Source organism: Hansschlegelia sp. KR7-227, assembly GCF_049446035.1.
GTDB lineage: Bacteria > Pseudomonadota > Alphaproteobacteria > Rhizobiales > Methylopilaceae > Methylopila.
In genome coordinates, this window is the sequence record NZ_JBMSEA010000001.1 from 566341 (window position 1) to 584983 (window position 18643).

The 18643-nt window shown below is 64.7% G+C and carries 15 protein-coding genes and 2 pseudogenes; 11 read left to right on the forward strand and 6 right to left on the reverse strand.

The window, feature by feature from the left end; genetic code table 11:
• Positions 1-384 precede the first annotated feature (384 nt).
• From ACO2RJ_RS02625 to ACO2RJ_RS02635, 3 genes are all read left to right on the forward strand, one after another.
• Positions 385-1659 carry a hypothetical protein gene (locus ACO2RJ_RS02625; RefSeq protein WP_423266452.1) on the forward strand — a complete coding sequence of 425 codons (1275 nt, stop codon included), beginning with the start codon at positions 385-387 and terminating at the stop codon, positions 1657-1659.
• 236 nt (positions 1660-1895) lie between these two features.
• A complete protein-coding gene (locus ACO2RJ_RS02630; protein ID WP_423266453.1) occupies positions 1896-2783 on the forward strand; it encodes an IS1 family transposase in 888 nt (295 codons plus the stop codon).
• 323 nt (positions 2784-3106) lie between these two features.
• Positions 3107-4489: an IS1182 family transposase gene (locus ACO2RJ_RS02635; RefSeq protein ID WP_423266454.1), complete on the forward strand. Its 1383-nt coding sequence runs from the start codon at positions 3107-3109 to the stop codon at positions 4487-4489.
• Positions 4490-4656: 167 nt separating this feature from the next.
• Here the strand turns inward: ACO2RJ_RS02635 and ACO2RJ_RS02640 are convergent, their stop codons facing one another.
• Entirely contained in the window at positions 4657-5007 is a 351-nt protein-coding gene (locus tag ACO2RJ_RS02640) for an ArsR/SmtB family transcription factor (protein WP_423266455.1), read from the reverse strand.
• Positions 5008-5093: 86 nt separating this feature from the next.
• Between ACO2RJ_RS02640 and ACO2RJ_RS02645 the strand changes: the two genes are divergently transcribed.
• A complete protein-coding gene (locus ACO2RJ_RS02645) occupies positions 5094-6071 on the forward strand; it encodes a quinone oxidoreductase family protein (RefSeq protein WP_423266456.1) in 978 nt (325 codons plus the stop codon).
• Positions 6072-6272: 201 nt separating this feature from the next.
• Here ACO2RJ_RS02645 and ACO2RJ_RS02650 read toward each other — a convergent pair whose 3' ends face one another.
• Together ACO2RJ_RS02650 and ACO2RJ_RS02655 are read right to left on the reverse strand one after the other, a co-directional pair.
• Positions 6273-6791, reverse strand: a complete 519-nt coding sequence (locus ACO2RJ_RS02650) for a LysR substrate-binding domain-containing protein (protein WP_423266457.1) — start codon at positions 6789-6791, stop codon at positions 6273-6275.
• Entirely contained in the window at positions 6791-7147 is a 357-nt protein-coding gene (locus ACO2RJ_RS02655) for a LysR family transcriptional regulator (protein ID WP_423266458.1), read from the reverse strand. The genes ACO2RJ_RS02650 and ACO2RJ_RS02655 overlap by 1 nt, the downstream gene beginning before the upstream one ends.
• Before the next feature lie 92 nt (positions 7148-7239).
• Between ACO2RJ_RS02655 and ACO2RJ_RS02660 the strand changes: the two genes are divergently transcribed.
• The 4 genes and pseudogenes from ACO2RJ_RS02660 to ACO2RJ_RS02675 form a co-directional block, all read left to right on the forward strand.
• Entirely contained in the window at positions 7240-7893 is a 654-nt protein-coding gene (locus tag ACO2RJ_RS02660) for a LysE/ArgO family amino acid transporter (protein ID WP_423266459.1), read from the forward strand.
• Entirely contained in the window at positions 7878-8492 is a 615-nt protein-coding gene (locus ACO2RJ_RS02665; RefSeq protein ID WP_423268893.1) for a LysE family translocator, read from the forward strand. Before ACO2RJ_RS02660 ends, ACO2RJ_RS02665 begins: the two co-directional genes overlap by 16 nt.
• A 21-nt stretch (positions 8493-8513) precedes the next feature.
• Entirely contained in the window at positions 8514-9404 is an 891-nt protein-coding gene (locus ACO2RJ_RS02670; RefSeq protein WP_423266460.1) for a dihydrodipicolinate synthase family protein, read from the forward strand.
• A 231-nt stretch (positions 9405-9635) separates the two neighbouring features.
• Positions 9636-9833 (forward strand): annotated as a pseudogene (locus ACO2RJ_RS02675) (hypothetical protein); the annotation flags it as partial.
• Positions 9834-10155: 322 nt separating this feature from the next.
• Here ACO2RJ_RS02675 and ACO2RJ_RS02680 read toward each other — a convergent pair.
• Genes ACO2RJ_RS02680 through ACO2RJ_RS02690 form a run of 3 tightly spaced genes read right to left on the reverse strand, consistent with a single transcriptional unit; the run spans position 10156 to position 15436 of the window.
• Positions 10156-13233 carry an efflux RND transporter permease subunit gene (locus ACO2RJ_RS02680; protein WP_423266461.1) on the reverse strand — a complete coding sequence of 1026 codons (3078 nt, stop codon included), beginning with the start codon at positions 13231-13233 and terminating at the stop codon, positions 10156-10158.
• Positions 13230-14312: an efflux RND transporter periplasmic adaptor subunit gene (locus tag ACO2RJ_RS02685; protein WP_423266462.1), complete on the reverse strand. Its 1083-nt coding sequence runs from the start codon at positions 14310-14312 to the stop codon at positions 13230-13232. Before ACO2RJ_RS02685 ends, ACO2RJ_RS02680 begins: the two co-directional genes overlap by 4 nt.
• Positions 14312-15436, reverse strand: a complete 1125-nt coding sequence (locus ACO2RJ_RS02690) for an efflux RND transporter periplasmic adaptor subunit (RefSeq protein ID WP_423266463.1) — start codon at positions 15434-15436, stop codon at positions 14312-14314. The genes ACO2RJ_RS02685 and ACO2RJ_RS02690 overlap by 1 nt, the downstream gene beginning before the upstream one ends.
• Before the next feature lie 92 nt (positions 15437-15528).
• On the opposite strand from ACO2RJ_RS02690, the gene ACO2RJ_RS02695 reads away from it, so the two are divergent.
• The 3 genes and pseudogenes from ACO2RJ_RS02695 to ACO2RJ_RS02705 all read left to right on the forward strand — a co-directional run.
• Positions 15529-16173: a TetR/AcrR family transcriptional regulator gene (locus ACO2RJ_RS02695; RefSeq protein WP_423266465.1), complete on the forward strand. Its 645-nt coding sequence runs from the start codon at positions 15529-15531 to the stop codon at positions 16171-16173.
• A gap of 5 nt (positions 16174-16178) precedes the next feature.
• On the forward strand, positions 16179-17315 hold the full coding sequence (locus ACO2RJ_RS02700; RefSeq protein WP_423266466.1) for an alpha/beta hydrolase: 1137 nt from the start codon (positions 16179-16181) through the stop codon (positions 17313-17315).
• A 350-nt stretch (positions 17316-17665) separates the two neighbouring features.
• Positions 17666-18288, forward strand: a pseudogene (locus ACO2RJ_RS02705) (transposase); the annotation flags it as partial.
• Between the last annotated feature and the right edge of the window lie 355 nt (positions 18289-18643).

The window sequence follows — 18643 nt, forward strand, 5'->3', positions numbered from 1 at the left end:
AAGCGCTGCCCCGAGTGTCATGGACAGGTCCATGCGCACAAGGAGGGCGCCACCGGTCAGCGAGCCCACTTTGAGCACGCCCAGGCTCATGACGGTTGCTCGCTCAAGCCGCGCACATTTTCGGGCCACAAGTCCAGACACCCGAACGCGATATCATGACCACCAAGACCCCCAAGCGCCCACGCGACGCCAACCAGTTGGCGAAAGTCGTAGTTGATATTGCAACCGGGCATCTTCCCGAGAAAGCCGAATCAGCCACGTCTGATATGGCAGCTCTTGGGAGGAGCGGCGGGCTAAAGGGTGGTCGTGCTCGGGCTGACAAGCTGTCCTCAGAACAGCGGTCCGAGATAGCCCAACGCGCCGCCGCAGCGCGGTGGCGGAAGAATGACGGCTGAAATCGCGGTTCTGAACAAGACTGCTGTTGCATTGGCTGCAGATAGTGCGGTCACCATCGGGCGTGAGCCCAATATTAAAATATACAATACTGTCAATAAAATCTTCGAGCTATCAAAGCATCAGCCTATTGGCATAATGATATATGGCGGCCTCAACTTTATGGGCCTGCCTTTAGAAACATTAATAAAGCAATTTAGATCGGAAATGGGTAGAAGTTCATTTCATACTGTGGCCGAATACGCCGAGAAGTTTAAAAAATACCTTTCAAAATCCATCTCTTTCTCTAATAGCGATGATATAGACAATCTAATTTTTGTGCTGATAGATGAGCTTAAAGATATAAATCGCGAAATCGATAAGCTGATATTGGATGATATCATTGCACAAGGTGCATATAAGAAAAGTAAAGTTAATGGGATAGCCCAAAAATATATTAAAACAAAGATCTCAGAACTTAAGAACCTTCAGTTTGCAGATGGCTTCACTACCAAGGCCGTTCCTGCAAAGTATGTCCCGTATGTGGACGCTCTTATATCAAATGCGTTTGACAATAACCGACCAAATCAAGGGACAAAAAAGTTATTGCAAGATTTTGCAGGTCTTTTTCTGAGCAAGAAGATTTTATCTGATGGGCGTACTGGGATAGTAATTTCTGGTTTTGGTACTAAGGAAACTTGCCCTAGCTTATCTCAATTTGAAGTCGATGGAATTATCGACGGCAAGCTTAAGTACGTAGATATGCCTTACATCGACATTGGTCGATCTGGCCCGCATGCAGACATTATCGGATTTGCACAAGACGATATGATGAAGAGTTTCTTGAACGGCATCGATCCGAAGATCCATAAATATATAGATGAAATGATCGAAGGCGGCATTAAAGATACGGCTAACATGATATTCAACGCGGTCTACAATAATCAAGCGCAGGTGACGCAAGCTAATCAGGCCCTTAAGGCGCAGCTTGATACACTTGCGCAAGATGCAAAGCAAAAAGTGACTGAATACATCAAAGACAAGGCCTCTGATCCTATCAGGCAGATGATAAGGTCGATGCCCAAACAGGAGCTTGCTACCCTAGCTTCATCTCTTATCGAAATAACTTCATTAAAAAGAAAAGTTACGCGCGCTCAAGAAACGGTTGGCGGCGAGGTCGATGTTGCTATAATATCAAAATTCGACGGCTTTGTCTGGGTTAAGCGTAAGCATTACTTCCCGCAGGAACTAAACCGGAGATTTTTCGTTCGGCACTTCGGAGAATGAAGGAGGCTATGATGCGGCGACAGCAGACAGAAAATACGCCTCGCGCAAACGAGGTCTCTCAAATCGATTCGGTTAGTCGCACGATGTCGTCTCGGAGACTCTTGCCTCCGAAAGAAGCGGCGGCGAGAGACCGGCATGAGCTTGTAGAGCGACATTCAGACGGGTTCAAAAAAGCGCTCTCGAAACTGACCGTTCCTGCTTGACGCTCAAGCATAAGGGTCATTATATAGAGAGCTATGAACAAGCTCTCTTCCGCAGATCGCGCGCGCATCCTCCACCTTCTCTGCGAGGGCTCTTCGATCCGCGCGATCACGCGGGTGACGGGCGCCAGCAAGAACACCGTCGCCAAGCTGCTCATTGATGCCGGTAGAGCCTGCGCCGCCTACCATGACCAGCACGTGCGCGGTCTGACCTCGAAGCGCATCCAGGTCGATGAAATCTGGAGCTTCATCTACGCCAAGCAGAAGAACGTCGCCGCCGCTACTGCCGCTCCGGAGGCCGCCGGCGATGTGTGGACGTGGACCGCGATCGATGCCGATACGAAGCTGATCGCGTCCTACCTCGTTGGCGGTCGCGATAGCGAATACGCCATGTGGTTCATGGACGATCTGGCTTCGCGCCTGTCCAACCGCGTGCAGCTTACGTCAGACGGGCACAAGGCGTATCTTGAGGCGGTCGAGGGCGCGTTTGGCGCGGACGTCGATTATGCCATGCTCGTGAAGCTCTACGGCACGGCTCCTGAGGCCGCTAAGGGCCGCTACAGCCCGGCGGAGTGCATCGGCACCCGCAACACCCGGATCGAAGGCAGCCCCGACAAGGCGCACGTGAGCACGTCCTACGCGGAGCGTGCGAACCTCACGATGCGGATGCATATGCGCCGCTTCACCCGCCTGACGAACGCCTTTTCAAAGAAGGTCGAGAACCACGCCTACGCGGTTGCGCTCCACATGATGTATTACAACTTCGTCCGCATCCATCGGTCGCTTAAAGTGACGCCTGCGATGGCGGCGGGCGTGACCGACCGGCTCTGGGAAATCGGAGACATCGTGAAGCTGGTCGAGGCCGCCGACGTTCAGCCGAAGAAGCGCGGTGCATACAAGAAGCGGGAGCAGGCGATTGGGTAACTGCGCAATAGCGGCGGTGTTAGCGCTTTTTGGAATCGCGGTAGTTGTGATTTTCCGGTTTGAGACTGCCGGTACGGGGGACGGCTGGGTAGCAGTTCATGACCGATGGAAAGGCACAGTCGAGGTGTGCGCCATTGGGCAGCCCCCTAACGAGAAAAGCGACTCCTATGGCTTGTGCCGAAAAATCTATCCCGGAAATTCAAACTGACCCACTACCGAGCATTAGGAACGTTAGCTAATGAGCGATTATGTTGAAAAACTCCGACGTTGAAGCAATGCGCCATCGCTGATTCACTTCGTCATGCGGGCGGGGGGCGGCGGCGATGATGGGCGAGCGGCAGGTCGACCAGGCGTCGCTGTTCTATGAGTTCTCTCTCGATCGGCACGTGCCGCAGGATCACCTGCTGAGGGCGATCGACCGCTTCGTCGACCTGTCGGAGGTTCGGCGGGAGCTAGCCCGGTTCTACAGCGCGACTGGCCGTCCTTCGATTGATCCCGAACTCCTGATCCGGATGCTGCTGGTCGGCTACTGCTTTGGCGTCCGCTCGGAGCGGCGGCTGTGCGAGGAAGTTCACCTGAACCTCGCCTATCGCTGGTTCTGTCGGCTCGGGCTCGACGGAGACGTGCCGGACCACTCGACCTTCTCGAAGAACCGCCACGGTCGCTTCCGCGACAGCGACCTCCTGCGGAAGCTGTTCGAGGCGGCGGTCCGGCGCTGCATGGCGGAAGGGCTCGTCGGCGGCGACGGCTTTGCGGTCGACGCCAGCCTGATCCGGGCCGACGCCAACCGGCAGCGTTCGGCGGACGGCGCGGAAGACGTTGACTGGGACGTGCTGGCGGCGACGCGGCGTTCGGTCCGCGAGTACCTCGACACGCTCGACGAGGCGGCCTGGGGCGCGGCGAGCCCGACGACGCCGAAGTTCGTCTCGCGGTCGGATCCGGCGGCGCAATGGACCGGCGCGCACAAGGGCCACGCCTTCTTCGCCTACGCCACCAACTACCTGATCGACCTCGACCATGCAGTGATCGTCGACGTGGAGGCCACCCGCGCGATCCGTCAGGCCGAGATCGGCTCAGCTCGCACGATGATTGAGCGGACGCAGGAGCGCTTCGGGCTGTGGCCCGAGCGGCTCGCCGCCGACAGCGCCTATGGATCTGCCGAGATGCTCGCCTGGCTGGTCCATGAAGGCGGGATCGAGCCGCACATCCCTGTGTTCGATAAGAGCGCCCGGACCGACGGCACGTTCAGCCGCTCCGAGTTCCCGTATGACCACGCCCGCGACCTTTACACCTGCCCGGCCGGGAAGGAGCTGAAACCCCGCCAGAGGGTGTACCGGACCTCGGCTCCGCTCATCGACGACGATGGCATGATCCGCTACCGCGCGAGCAAGCTCGACTGCGACGCCTGCTCCCTGAAGCCGCAGTGCTGCCCGAACACGCCGGCCCGCAAGATCCCGCGCTCGATCCATGAGGGCGCTCGCGATATGGCGCGCGACATCGCCAGGACCGACGCCTACGTCATCTCGCGGCGGGAGCGGAAGAAGGTCGAGATGCTGTTTGCGCACCTGAAGCGCATCCTGCGGCTCGACCGCCTCCGCCTCAGAGGGCCTTGCGGCGCCCGCGACGAGTTCCTGCTCGCCGCCACCGCCCAAAACCTCAGGAAACTGGCGAAGCTCGTCCCGACGCCGAGCCCGATCCAAGTCTGAAAGCCCCAAAGGCTTCGCTCGCCCCGCCCGGCGATTAGTTCGGGGCGTGGGTCATGCCGTCCAACAGCGGACTTCTTCAACACAATCGACCCGTTGCGGAAGTGTCGGGAGCGTTCACTCCAGGCATTTACCCATTAACGCGGAGGCTCCCGCCCAAGGCTGCGATGTTATTCACCTCGCGCCATCTTGCCGTTCGTTCTTGCTCTATCGTCGGCTTCTGAGGCGAGCAGGCGCAGTAGGTCGGGGAAGCGCCTTTCGAGATCCTGCCAGCGCAGCTGGTTAGTGCGGCTGTTGCCGAGATCGACCTGCCGAATGAGCCCGGATTCGCGCAGGACGCGGAAATGATGGGTTCGCGTTGCCTTCGCGACCGGCAGATCGAATGCGCTGCAATGGCGGACGCAGTCGCGATCGGCGGCCAGCGCCAGCACGACCTTCCGGCGTATCGGATCGGCGAGTGCGGCGAAGATAGCGCCGATCTCCATCTCGTCGACGTCGGGGTGACCGCTCTCGTCGGGCATTGGTCGCTCTATGGTCGCATAGGTACGATTTGCATCGTACCTATGCCTGTGTATCAGATGTCCGGATCCTGGGGAGGTCATCGAGCATGACGGCGAGCCGCAAAGTCGAACTGGTCGAATTCGGAGATCCAGACGTCCTGAAGTTGGTGCGACGGGACGTTCCGCCGCCCGCCGCCGGCGAGGTCCAGATCCGTCATAAGGCGATCGGATTCAACTTCATCGACATCTATCAGCGCAAGGGCGTCTATCCGCTGCCGCTGCCCACGGGCCTCGGCTTCGAGGCCGCGGGCGTCGTCGAGGCCGTCGGCCCGGGCGTCTCGGATCATGCGGTCGGCGAGCGCGTCGCCTATATGAACGCGGGTGTGGGAGCCTATTCCGATCGGCGCAATGTCCCCGCCGATAAACTGGTTAAGCTCCCTGAGAGCGTCAGCGACGAGATGGCGGCGACATTGCTGTTCAAGGGCATGACCGCGCAATATCTCTTGCGCCGGACCCATAAGGTCGACCCCGGAGACGTGCTATTCGTCCATTCGGCCGCCGGCGGCGTCGGTCAGATTCTGACGCGCTGGGCCACGGCGCTGGGAGCGATCGTTTTCGGCAGCACCGGCTCGCCGGAAAAGCGCGAGACCGCGCTCGCGGCCGGATGCAAGGAGGTGCTCGACCTCGATGATCCGCAGTGGCCGGAAGCTTTTCTCGCGGCCTCCGGAACGAAGGCTCGCGTCGTCTACGACGCTATTGGCAGGGCCACGCTGCTGCGCTCGCTCGATTGCGCCGCGCCGTTCGGCCTCGTGGTGAGCTATGGCGCCTCTTCGGGCAAGGCGCCGGCCATCGACCCCGAGTTGCTGAACAAGAAGGGCTGCCTTTTCCTGACGCGGCCTTCCGTGTTCCCTCACAACGCGGACCCGGCGACCTTCCGCGCCAACGCAGCCGATCTCTTTGACGCCATCGCGCAGGGCCATGTGAAGGCCGATATCGGAGCCCGATTTGCGCTCGACGACATCGCAGAGGCCCACCGCGCCGCCGAGGAACGCCGGGTGAAGGGAACGATCCTGATCACGCCTTGATAGGGTAGCTCACTATCAACTGGTTGGTTCCCCCGCCTTCTCTCCGCTCCGCTGACATGCGGTCTTCGTCGGCGATCTCGTGTTTTGTCTACAAGGCTTCATGAGGTGGAGGGCCACTCAATCGCGATTTTGAGCGGAGGACGAAGAGCGCGCCTTGGGCTTCGATTCTGCGCCAGCGCCGCCAAGCCCCTGCTCAGCCACTCACTGTGCGAGGTGTCGCGCCGCCGCGGTTCGAACGGCGTCGGTCAGCCGGCGCACCATCGCGGAAGGAAGCCGGGCTATCGTCCAATAGAGCTTTACGTCCACACGTCGCGCCGGAGGCAATTCGATCAATCGGCCAGCGACGATGTGGGCTTCAGCGAGTGTGAGAGGCTGCATCCCCCATGCCAGCCCGGCGCGTGCAAGGTCGAGAAAGCCGTAAGTGGAAGGGATCCAGTGCGTCGGTCCCTCAAGAACGACGCCATGCGCCTCGGAGGCCCAACGGGCCTGAACACCGTCGCGCCTGTCGAAGCGCAGGAGCGGAGCCTTTGACAGGGTTGCGGCGTTCACGCCTTCTCCGAAATGGCGGGCCGCGAAGTCGGGGCTGGCGCACGCGACGTAGCGCAGCGCGCCGAGCGCAATCGTCCTGCATCCCTGCACGGGCTGAGGATCAGCCGTCACAGCGGCCAGGACCTCGCCCGAGCGAAGCCGGTCGGCGGTGTGACCCTCATCGTCGAGCATCAGGTCAGCGAGGCGCCGGCGCTCCGTCCGAAGTCGGCCGCAGCCTGTGGGAACCACGTCGCGAGGCTGTCGGCGTTCACGGCCACTTTCAACGCGAGAGGCAGACCCGCAACTTCGCCCGCACGGGACAAGGCCGGCGCGACGTCCGCCTCCAGCAACGCGACGCGGTCGAGATGCGCGCAAAGGATGCGCCCGAGCTCGGTAGGCGAACAGGGCTGCCCCCGGACGATCAGGATCGCCCCGAGCCGTTCCTCGAGCCCACGCACGCGCTGCGAGATCGCCGAAGGCGTGATCCGCAGCACGTTGGCCGCACGCTCGAAGCTGCCCTCGCGGATCACGGCGCCGACGGCGGCCAAGGAGGCGTAATCCATCATGGATGAAGCAACCCTTCATCTACGTTAGAAATACAAGCTTTCCTTATCACGTGGGCGGCGCGAAGAGCGCCGTCATGGCAAACCCTCTCGCGCCGTTTCTCACCGGCTTCGTCCTGTCCGCGGCGCTCATCATGGCGATCGGCGCGCAGAACGTCTTCGTTCTGCGCCAAGGGCTGCGACGCGAGCATGTCGGGCCGATCGTCCTGTTCTGCGGATGTGCCGACGCCGTGTTGATCCTTACGGGCGTCGCGGGCGTCGGCGCCTTCCTGGCCGCCGCGCCGCGACTGACGACGCTGCTTTCGCTCGGCGGCGCGGTCTTCCTCGGCTGGTATGGGGTCGCCGCGCTGCGCCGCATGGCCGCGCCCGGGGCGGCGGCGGTCGCCACGGCGGAGGGCATGACGCTCGGGCGCGCCATGGCGGCCTGTGCAGCCTTCACCTTCTTGAACCCGCACGTCTATCTCGACACCGTGCTCCTCATGGGCGCGGCGGGGTCGGCGCAGCCTGAGGCCACGCGGCTGTTCTTCGTGCTGGGCGCGGCGACCGCGAGCTTCGCCTGGTTCGCCGCTCTGGGCTACGGCGCACGAATCCTGCAGCCCTTGTTCACGCGCCCGACCGCATGGCGGGTGCTGGATGCTCTCGTCGCCCTCGTTATGCTGGCGCTGGCGAGCTCCCTGATCGCGGGCGTTCTTCAGACAGGCCACCACCAATGCACCTGCAGGATCTTCTGATCGTCTACGCCGCCTACGTCGTCGCGGCCGGAAGTCCTGGCCCGAGCAACCTAGCGATCATGAATGCGGCCATGCGATATGGCCGCCGGCCTGCGCTGGCGCTGGCCTCCGGCGTCGTCACCATGTCGACCTGCTGGGGGTTGATCGCGGCGAGCGGCATCTCGACCGTGCTCGCGACCTATGCCCAGGCGCTGGTCATCCTCAAACTGGGCGGCGGCGTCTACCTCCTCTGGCTCGCATGGCGGGCAGCCCGATCCGCGGCGGCTCCGGACAGGACGGCTGAAGCGCCGGCCGCCACGTCGCCGGGAGGCTGGGGCCTCTACCGCCGGGGCCTCCTCATGCATGCCGGGAACCCAAAGGCGGTCCTCGCCTGGGTCGCGATCATGTCGCTCGGCCTGAAGCCGGGCGCTCCGCCGGAAACCGTGACGGTTGCCTTCGGCGGCTGCGTGCTGCTCGGCGTCCTGATCTTCTCGGGCTACGCCCTGCTGTTCTCCACGGCGCCAATGGTGCGCGCGTATGCGCGGGCGCGGCGCTGGATCGAAGCCGGGCTTGCGGTCTTCTTTGCGGGCGCTGGCGTCCGTCTCCTCCTGTCCCGATGACCCTGCCCAAGGACGAAGTCGATGCCGGATCCCTTCTGCGGCCTGTCGGCCTTCCCGCTCACCCCAGCCGACGAGCAGGGCCGCGTCGACGCTGGGACGCTCGCCCGCTTGCTTGAGCGACTGTGCGAGGCCGGCGTCGATTCGATCGGTCTCCTCGGCTCGACGGGCGTCTACGCCTACCTGACGCGGGACGAGCGGCGGCGCGCCGTCACGGCGGCGGCGGAATGCGTCGGCGGGCGGACGCCGCTGGTCGTCGGGGTCGGGGCGCTGCGCACCGACCAGGCGCAGGCGCTCGCGCGCGACGCGGAGGCCGCCGGAGCCGATGCGCTTCTAATGGCCCCGGTCTCCTACACGCCGCTGACGCAAGACGAGGCCTACGAGCACTTTCGCGCCGTCGCATCGGTCTCGGGCCTTCCGCTCTGCATCTACAACAATCCGGGTACGACCCATTTCACCTTCGGCGCGGAGCTTCTGGCGCGGCTTTCGAAGATCGAGACGATCCGGGCGGTGAAGATGCCCCTGCCGGCGGGCGGCGACTTCGCCGGGGAGATCGCCGCGCTTCGCGCCCGCACGGGGCTCTCCATCGGCTACAGCGGCGACTGGGGCATGGCGGACGCCATGCTGGCCGGGGCCGACGCCTTCTACAGCGTTCTCGGAGGCATGCTTCCACGGCCGACCGTCGCTCTGGTCCGGGCGGCGCAGTCAGGCGACCCCGAAGGCGCGCGACGCATCGACGACGCGCTGGGGCCGCTCTGGGACACGTTCAAGACCTACGGCAGCCTGCGCGTCATGTACGCGCTTCTCGACATTCTCGGTCTCGGAAAGGCGGTGCCGCCACGGCCGATCCTGCCGCTGGGGCTGGATGCGCGGCGGCGGGTGGCGTCGGCGGTCGAGCCGCTTCTCGATCGCTGACGGTTCTCGCGACGTGGGACCTTTGGCGCGGCGAGGGTTGCCGTGAGGTCAGCGTCTGACGACGCCTCGCCCCAGTTCATCATCGGGTCCGAAGGCCACGCTCGGAGGCAGAATAAGCCTGCTTCCAGACCGCCTCGGCGTTCTGGCGTTCGTCGAGTGACGAATACCCGAGCACCAAGATGTCGTCCGCCGCCTCCACGTTGAAGTCGAACGCCGCTCCGCTCGACAGCGTGGGCGATCGTGAAGGACGCGCAGATGAACGGCGCGAAGGTCGTCGTGATCGACAATTACGCCTCGCGCACCGCGAAGGCCGCCGACTGGCACATCGCGCCGACGCCGGGGACCGAACGCGCGTTCGCCATGGCGTTGATCAACGCGATCATCGAACAGGGCCTCGTCGACCAGGACTATGTCGACTACACCCTCGGAAGGGCGTCGCCCGCATCACCGACGACGTGAACCCCCGGATCGTGGTGGCGACGCTGGGCTACTGGGGCAGCTCAACGAGGGCACGGTGAACTCGATCTCCTAGCACCAGTTCGGCGACATGGGGCACTCACCGACGTTCTCGGACAACCTGGTGGAGGTCGCCCGCGCGAACTGACCAATGAGGGGCGACGCGCCCATCGCGCCGCCCCTCAGGGAGTTCTCCAGGCTCCGGCGGTCAGGCCGCGGAGTCAGTTCAGCGTGAGACCTGATCCGCTGTAACCCGCTCTGACGCTGGTTTCCTCCGCAGCAGCCAGGCGTCTCGTCAAAGACCTGCAGGCTTCGTTTCGCTCGGCTCCTTCAGTCGGAACCACGCGATGTAGAGGGCGGGAAGGAACAGCAGCGTAAGCACCGTGCCGATGATGATGCCGCCCATCATCGCGAAGGCCATCGGGCCCCAGAACACTTCGAAGGCGATGGGGATGAGCGCGAGGCTCGCCGCGGCCGCGGTCAACAGGATCGGCCTCATGCGATGCTCCGTCGCCTCGATCACCGCGCTCCAGCCGTCGAGCCCCTCGGCCCGCAGTTCCTCGATCTGCATGACGAGGATGACGGAGTTGCGGATCAGGATGCCGATCAGCGCCAGTACGCCGAGGATGGCGACGAAGCCCAGAGGGGCTCCGCTCGGGACAAGCGCGGCGACGACGCCGATCAGCCCGAGCGGCGCCACCACGACCACCAGGAACAGCCTCTGGAAGCTCTGCAGCTGGATCATGAGGATCGTCGCCATGACGAGCAGCATCATGGGGATCACAGCGATGATCGGTCCCTGGCCCTTCGCGCTCTCCTCCACGGACCCGCCGACCGCCACATGGTAGCGATTCGGCAGGTCTCCGATCAGCCGCTTGATATCGGGATCAAGCTGCGCGACCACCGTCGCGGGCTGGACGTCGGTCTCTACGCTTGCCTTGATGGTGATGGTCGGAAGGCGGCTCCGACGCCACACGAGAGGCTGTTCGGCCTCGTAGCGCAGGTTTGCGATCGCCGCGAGCGGAACCACGGACGAGCCGTCGCTGGTCGGAATCTGCAGGTTCTGCAGCGTCTCGATCGACGAGCGGTCCGCGTCGCGCGCCCGTCCCATCACGTCAACGAGATAGATGCTGTCGCGCACCTGGGTCGCCGTGGAGCCGCCCACAACGCTGTTGAGCGTGGCGGCGATCGATTCCGACGTCACGCCGAGCTGGGCGGCCTTGTCCTGCAGCACATCGACCTTCACCACCCGGCCGGGCTCGTTCCAGTCGTAGACGACTTGGCCAAGGTTAGGGTTCTTGCCTATCACAGCGGCGAACTTCTGCGCCTGCTCACGGACGCCCTGCAGGTCCGGCCCGCTGATCCGGTACTGGACGGCGCGCCCGACAGGCGGTCCGATGTCGAGCAGGTGGACGAAGGCGTCCGTCCCGACGAAGTCCCGCTTCACGATCGTCTCGAGCTTGGAACGCAGCCGGTTCCTGGCCTCGAGATCCGTGGTGACGATGACGATCTGGCCGAAGTTCGGGCTCGCCGGCTGGACGTCATAGGACAGCATGAAGCGCACCGCGCCCTGGCCGACATAGGACGACCAGTGCTCGACGTCGGGGTCGCCGGCGAGGGCCGCTTTCTCGAACCGGTCCATCTGCGCCCGCGTCTCTGTGATCGAGGCGTTCTGCGGAAGCGTCCAGTCGACGATCAGCTCTCGCCGGTCGGACGACGGGAAGAACTGCTGCTGGACGAACCTCATCCCGAAGATTGACAAGCCAAACAGCGCGACCGTCGCGACGATCGTCAGCCACTTCCAGGCGACGCAGATCCGGAGAAGTCGCTCGAAGGCGCGGCCGAACCAGCCCTTCTCATGAGCGTGGCTCTTGAGCTGCTTAGGCAGCAGCGTGACGCCGATAAGCGGCACGAACAGGACCGCCACCACCCATGAGATGATCAGGGCCGCGGCGATGACGACGAACAGGGTGAAGGTGAACTCGCCCGCGCTGCCGTTGTTGAAGGCGACGGGGAAGAAGCTGACGATCGTCACCAGCGTGCCCGTGAGCATCGGGAACGCGGTGTGGGTGTAGACGTAGGTCGCCGCCTTGGTGAGCGGCTCGCCGAGCTCGAGACGGGCGATCATCATCTCGACCGCGATCATGGCGTCATCGACCAGCAGACCGAGCGCGATGATCAGCGCGCCGAGCGAGATGCGCTGCAGGGAGACGCCATAGACCTCCATCACTAGGAAGGTCATTGCGAGCACCAGAGGGATCGTGACGGCGACGACCAGGCCCGCCCGAAAGCCGAGGCTGATGAAGCTCACCACGAGCACGATGACGACGGCCTCGATCAGCGCCTTGATGAAGCCGCCGACGGCCTCCTCGACGATCGCCGGCTGGTCGGAGACCTGGTGCACGCCCACGCCGATCGGAAGCTCGCCCTCGACGCGGGCCATCTCGGCCTTCAGCGCCTCGCCGAAGACGGTGAGGTTGGCGTTCGGCTTCATGCCGATGGCGAGGCCGATAGCGGGCTCGCCCTTGTAGCGGAACAGCATGGTCGGCGGATCGACATAGCCTCGGCGGATGGTCGCGACGTCGCCGAGCCGAAAGAAGCGGTCGTTGATCCTGAGGTTCAACGACCGCAGGCTCTCTTCGGACGTGAACGGGCCGCTGACGCGCACGCTGACCCGCTCGCCGTTCGCCTCGATGACGCCGGACGGCGTGATCGCGTTTTGCGCCGTCAGGGTGTCCACAACGAGCTTCTGGGTGATCCCGAGAGCGGCGATCTCTCGCGTCGAGAACTCGAGATAGATCACCTCGTCCTGCGCGCCGATCAGGTTGACCTTGCCGGCGTCCGGCACGGTCAGGACCTTCTTGCGCACATCCTCGACATAGTCGCGCAACTGCCGCTTGGTCAGCCCGTCCGCGGTGAAGGCGTAGACGTTGCCGAACACGTCGCCGAAATCGTCATTGAAGAACGGTCCTTGGACGCCGCTCGGCAGCTCGCCCTTGATGTCGTTCATGAGGTTGCGGATGCGGAGCCAGGCGATCGGGACGGCGGCTTTCTTCGTCGTATCCCTCAGGTTGACGTAGACGGTCGTCCGTCCCGGCGTCGTCAGGCTCTTGGCGTAGTCGAAATTCTCGACCTCCTCGAGCTTCTTCTCGATCCGGTCTGTCACCTGGTTGATCGTGTCCTCGACGGTGGCCCCGGGCCAGGTCGCGTCGATGATCATCGTCTTGATCGTGAAGTCGGGATCCTCGGCCCGGCCGAGGTTGAAGTATGAGAACAGCCCGGCGAGGGCCGAGACGATCATGAAGTACCAGATCAGCGACCGGCGGCGCAGCGCCCAGTCGGACAGGTTGAAGGCGTTCTCGCTGCCGCTCACTTGACCGCTCCCTCGTCGAACGCGACCGCCTGCCCGTCGACGAGGCTGTGGACCCCGGCGACCACGACGCGCGCGCCGACCTCGAGGCCCTTTGCGATCCGGACGTCACCGTCCAGCCGTTCGGCGACCTCGACGGCGATGGCGCGGACGGATCTGGACGCAGGGTCGACGACCCAGACGAGCGTGGCCCCGTCGCGTTCGAGGATCGACGTGGCGGGAATCTCGATCGCTGAGGAACCTGCGGCGGCGAGCGCCCTGGCGTATATGGTCGAACCAAGACGGAACGGATCGGCGGAGCGGTCCAGGGTGATCCTGACGCGCCGGGTGCGGGTCGCGGCGTCGGCCTGCGGCGCGATCTCCCGCACCTCGCCGCCGACCCTGATCGTCGCATCCGCCTGCAGCGCGATCTCGAACGGGGAGCCGGCGGACAGCGCGCGCGCCACGCCCTCGGGCAGGTCGACCACGGCCTCCCGAACGTCGGTGCGCGCGATCGTCATAACCTTCGTGCCCGCCGACGCCATCTGCCCGACCTGGGCGTCGACGCTGGTGACCACGCCGTCCGCGTCGGCGATAAGGGTGGTGTACCGCAACTCCTCGCGCGACTTCACCAGGCTGGCCTCGGCTTGGCGGACGCTGGCCGCGGCCGCGTCTCGCGCCTGATCGGCGGAGTCGAGATCGGCCTGGCTCGAGATCCTTTGCGCGACGAGGCTCGCGGTCCGCTCGCGCTTGGCGGCGGCCCGGTCGAGCTCGGACCTGGCGCGGGCGAGCTCGGCCTCGCCCGAGCGCACGGCGAGCTGATAGACGAGCGGATCGTTCTCCGCGAGCTTCTGCCCCGCTTTCACCAGATCGCCGACATCGACGTGACGGGCGACGATCCGTCCAAGAACCTGGAAACCTCGGTCGGTCTGGTAGCGCGGCTGGATCGTCCCGGCGAACCCGATCTGATGTTCCGTCGCGGGCTGGACGACGATGGAAAGCACCGGACGCCTCGCAGGCGGCTGCTTCTCAGCGCCGTCCTCGGAGCAACCGGTCATGAAGCTCAGCACGGTTGCGCCGAACGCGAAGGCTGCAAGGCGCATCACTTGAAAATCCCGCTGTCGGCTGAAGCGGGCTCGGCGGTCGGCGCCACCACCTGGCCGGGCCGCAGCAACTGGCCTCCTGCAGTCACCACAAGGTCGTTCGGGTCGAGCCCGGAGCGCAGCAGCAGCTCGCCTGTGCGATAGCTGTCGACTTCGACCGGCTTCGGCGAAACGACGTTGGTCTTCGGGTCGACCACCCACACGGCGGCCTTGCCGTCCTTCACGAAGAAGGCCGTCCACGGCAGCGTCACGACCTCCCGCGGATGGAAGGCTCCAGCGCCCGACACCGCCGATCTGAGGCTCATGGCCGGCGGCGGCTGGTCGATACCGATCTTGACGCGGACCGTGCCGCTCGCCGGATTCACCGCAGGCGCCACCTCGCGCACCTTGCCGGTCGTCTTCACGGCCGGATCCGCCAGGAGGGCGATCTCGACCGTCGCTTCGGCCGGTGGTCGCGCGACCAGGGATTCCTGTACCTCGAAGACGGCGTCGCGCGGTCCGTCCCGGGCCACGGTGAACACGCTCTGCGCAACGTCCACCACCTGCCCCGCCTCGCCGTTCCGGCCCGTGACGACCCCCGCCGCGTCGGCGCGCAGTTCAGTGTTGGCGAGCGCATCCTGCGCGACGCCGAGGGCTGACTTGGCGCCGAGAAGCCCGGCCTGCGCGGCTTGGAGAGCCTGGTTGGCGTTGTCGTAGCTGGTCCGGGTGGTAAAGCCCTGCTCAAGCAGCGTCTTCTGGCGCTCGAACGTCGTGGCCGCCTGCTTGAGCGTCGCTTCAGCCGAGGCGACCGCCGCCTCCGCCGAAGCGACGTCGGCGTCCCGTTCGGACGTCTCGAGCCGGGCGAGGACCTGGCCCGCTTCGACGTGGTCTCCGACGTCGACGAGGCGCGCCGCTATCCGGCCGGTGAACCGGAAGGACAGGTCGCTCTGAACCCGGGCCTCGATCGCACCGGTCAGGGTGACCACGTCCGTCACCCGCTTCAGAGAGGTCGACTGCACGCGGACCCCCGACGGCGAGGGAGGAGCCGCCGGGGGCGGCTCGTCGCATCCCGACAGGACGAGCATCAGGATAGTCAGAGCGCCCACCCGCAGGAGCGACGATTTTTGAGACCGGCGGTATGGCATATCGCGCTCACTAACTGTACTGTTCAGTTTAACAAGGGCCGGCGGGTCTCTGTCAAGCGTGACTGAACTCGACGGTTTAATGGAGGCGCGCGATGGCGAAACTGGATCCGGCGACGGCGACCCGCCCCCCCGCGGCCGTCGCGCCGCAGCCTAAGAAGGTCGCCCAGATCCTTCCGGCCGCCGCTGACCTGTTCCTGGAGCACGGCTTTGACGTCGTCACCATGGACATGGTGGCCGCAAGATCCGGCGTGTCGAAAGCCACGCTCTACGTCTACTTCAAGAGCAAGGAGGAACTGTTCTCCGCAATCGTTGAGGACGAGGCGCGGAGGCTGATCGACGGCGTCTCCGCCGAGATAGATGATCTTGGAGAAATCGACGTCGTTCTTAGGAAAATGGCTAAGAAATTCCTCGTTCTGCTGACCGACGACCGCACAGTCGCCCTGTACAGGGCGGTCGTCGGGTCGGTGCCGCGCTTTCCGGATGTCGGCCGGATCGTCCACGAAGCGGGGCCACTGAGGATGACGGCGACGATCGCCGCCTTCCTCGCAACGGCGAACGACGACGGCCGCCTCCACGTCTCCGACCCGACGCTGGCCGCGCGGCAGTTCCTGAGCCTTGCCCGCTGCGACTTCGATGTCGAAGCGCTGCTTTCAAGGCCTCGACACTCGGACGTCGAGCTCGATCAGGCGGTCGAGGCCGCCGTCGAGGTTTTTCTCGCAGCTTACGGAAGGGCGTAGCCGGCATGGCCTCATTCCGGACCTTCCTCGTCGCAGCCGCCGCGACACTTATCCTCGGCGGCTGCGCTGGGCGCCCCTCCGCGGACGTGCTGGATCCCGTCGCTCCTGTGGCCGGCCTGAAGCTCCGCACGATCTACGCCGCCTCGACGCGGACGCCGGAGTCGGGCCGGCCGACCGCCTTCACCGACGGCCGGTCGAGCGCCGTGAGCTACGCGCGCTATGTCATATCGATACCGCCGGGCCACAGGGCCGGGTCGATCGAGTGGCCGAAGGCGAAGGCGGACCCGGCCACGAGCTTCGCTGTCATTGCGTCCACGCCTCTGTCGGAGGCGCGCTTCGTAGCGGAGACGACCGCGGCGGCGGCGCGTGCGCGAGGTCCGCGCCGCGACGTGGCGCTCTTCGTGCACGGCTACAACTACAACTTCCAGGAATCACTGTTCCGGCTCGCCCAGATGGAGGCCGACGCGGACGTCGGCGGGGCCGCGGTCGTGTTCGCGTGGCCCTCGAAGGCCGCGTTGGCCGGCTATGTCGCCGACAAGGAGTCCGTCACCTTCTCGCGGGACGGCCTCTCCCGCGTCGTGACGCTCTTGACCGAAGCTCCCGGCTCCGGCGGCGTCACGCTCGTCGGCCACAGCATGGGCGGCTGGCTGACCATGGAGGCGATCCGGCAACTCCGCCTTCAGCGGAGCGACGACGCCGTGCGGAAGCTGAACGACGTCGTCCTCGCCGCCCCGGACATCGACGTTGACGTCTTTCGCCAGCAGCTGCGGGTGATCGGCCGGCTCCAGCGCCCGATTACCCTGCTCGTGTCGAAGGACGACAAGGCCTTGGCCGCGTCGCGACTACTGTCGGGCGACCGGGGACGGGTCGGGGCTCTCGACGTCGACGATCCGGCGATTCACGAGGCCGCCCGCGCCGAGGGCGTCCGCGTAGTCGACATTTCGCAGCTCGCGTCCGAGAACGGCTCCGATCACGATCGGTACACCGCCCTCGCGGCCATCTATCCGAAACTGCAGTCGCAACTCGCCGGCGGATCGAGCGCGGGAGTGTCGCGGGCCGGCGTCTTCATCCTTGACGCCGCGGCGTCCACGATCTCGAGCCCGTTCCGCATTGCGGGGCAGGCGCTCCGCGGGCGGCAGTGATCGCGAGGTCGGCGCACCCGTTGCCCAAGCGCGGCCAGTACGCCGACGATGTCTGGCGCATCGGCGAGATCGAGCCGGTGGCGTCTCGTGAGGTCGCGGGCGGCCTCGCCGATCGGCACGACGTCTCCCGACGTGACGTATGCCGGATCTTCACGGAGTGCGACGCAGGGGAGCAGCTATTCGCTATCCGATATTGCGCCGGAGGTCCGCTTGCTGACGGAGAGATAATGTCTGCTGTTGGCGCCGAGCGGCCGCAAGCCGCCGCCGCTTCGCGCCGACTGCGTTAAAAAACTCGGTCATTGGGCGCGGCGCCGTCGCTGATTCAGCTGTGCGGGTGGAGGGCTGAGGCGATGATGGGCGAGCGGCGGGTCGACCAGGCGGCTCTGTTCTATAAGTTCTCGCTTGAGGGGCATGTGCCGCGGGATCACCTGCTGACGGCGATTGATCGCGTCGTCGACCTGTCCGAGGTGCGGCGGGATCTGGCTCCGTTCTACAGCCCGATGGGTCGGCCTTCTATCGATCCGGAGTTTCTGATCCGGATGCTTCTGGTGGGCTACTGCTGCGGCGTCCTGTCTGAGCGGCGACTTTGCGAGGAGGTTAACCTGAACCTCGCCTATCGCTGGTTCTGCCGGCTCGGCCTATATGGCGACGTGCCGGACCATTCGACCTTCTCGAAGAACCGCCACGGCCGCTTTCACGACAGTGACCTGCTGCGCAAGCTGTTCCAGACGGTTATCCGGCGTTGCATGGCGGAGGGCTCGTGGGCGGCGACGGCTTCGCGGTCGACGCCAGCCTGGTCCGGGCCGACGCCAACCGACAGCGCTCGGCGGACGGCGCGGAGGACGTCGGCTGGGAAGAGTTGGCGACTTCGCGCCCTTCTGTCCGCGAGTACCTCGACACGCTCGACGATGCGGCTAGGGGCGCGGCGAGCCCGACGGCGCCGAAATTCGTGTCGCGGTCCAATCCGGCCGCGCCGCGGCCCCCGGATAGGGCAATCTGCTGACCTACACCCCACGCCCCAAAACCGCTCTGCGATGGCGTCCATCGCGTGGCGGTAGCGCTGTCCGACGAGGTTGGTTTGGCGGCGCTGAGCGTGTCCGAATGCTAGAGGCCGCAGAACGAACGGCTGCAATCGATTAAGATCTGGACGTCCGGCTGTGGCGGGCCTGAAGCGCGACACCGCTCAGGCGCGCTGGATAGCACGTGGGACGACGTGGCCGTGGGACGGGTGGCGATAAAGCGGTCGATCTGGGCCTTTGGAGTCGAGGCGCGGAAATCCATCGGGAGATGGACTCACGGCGTTTTGCACCCTGCAACAGGGCTAGAAA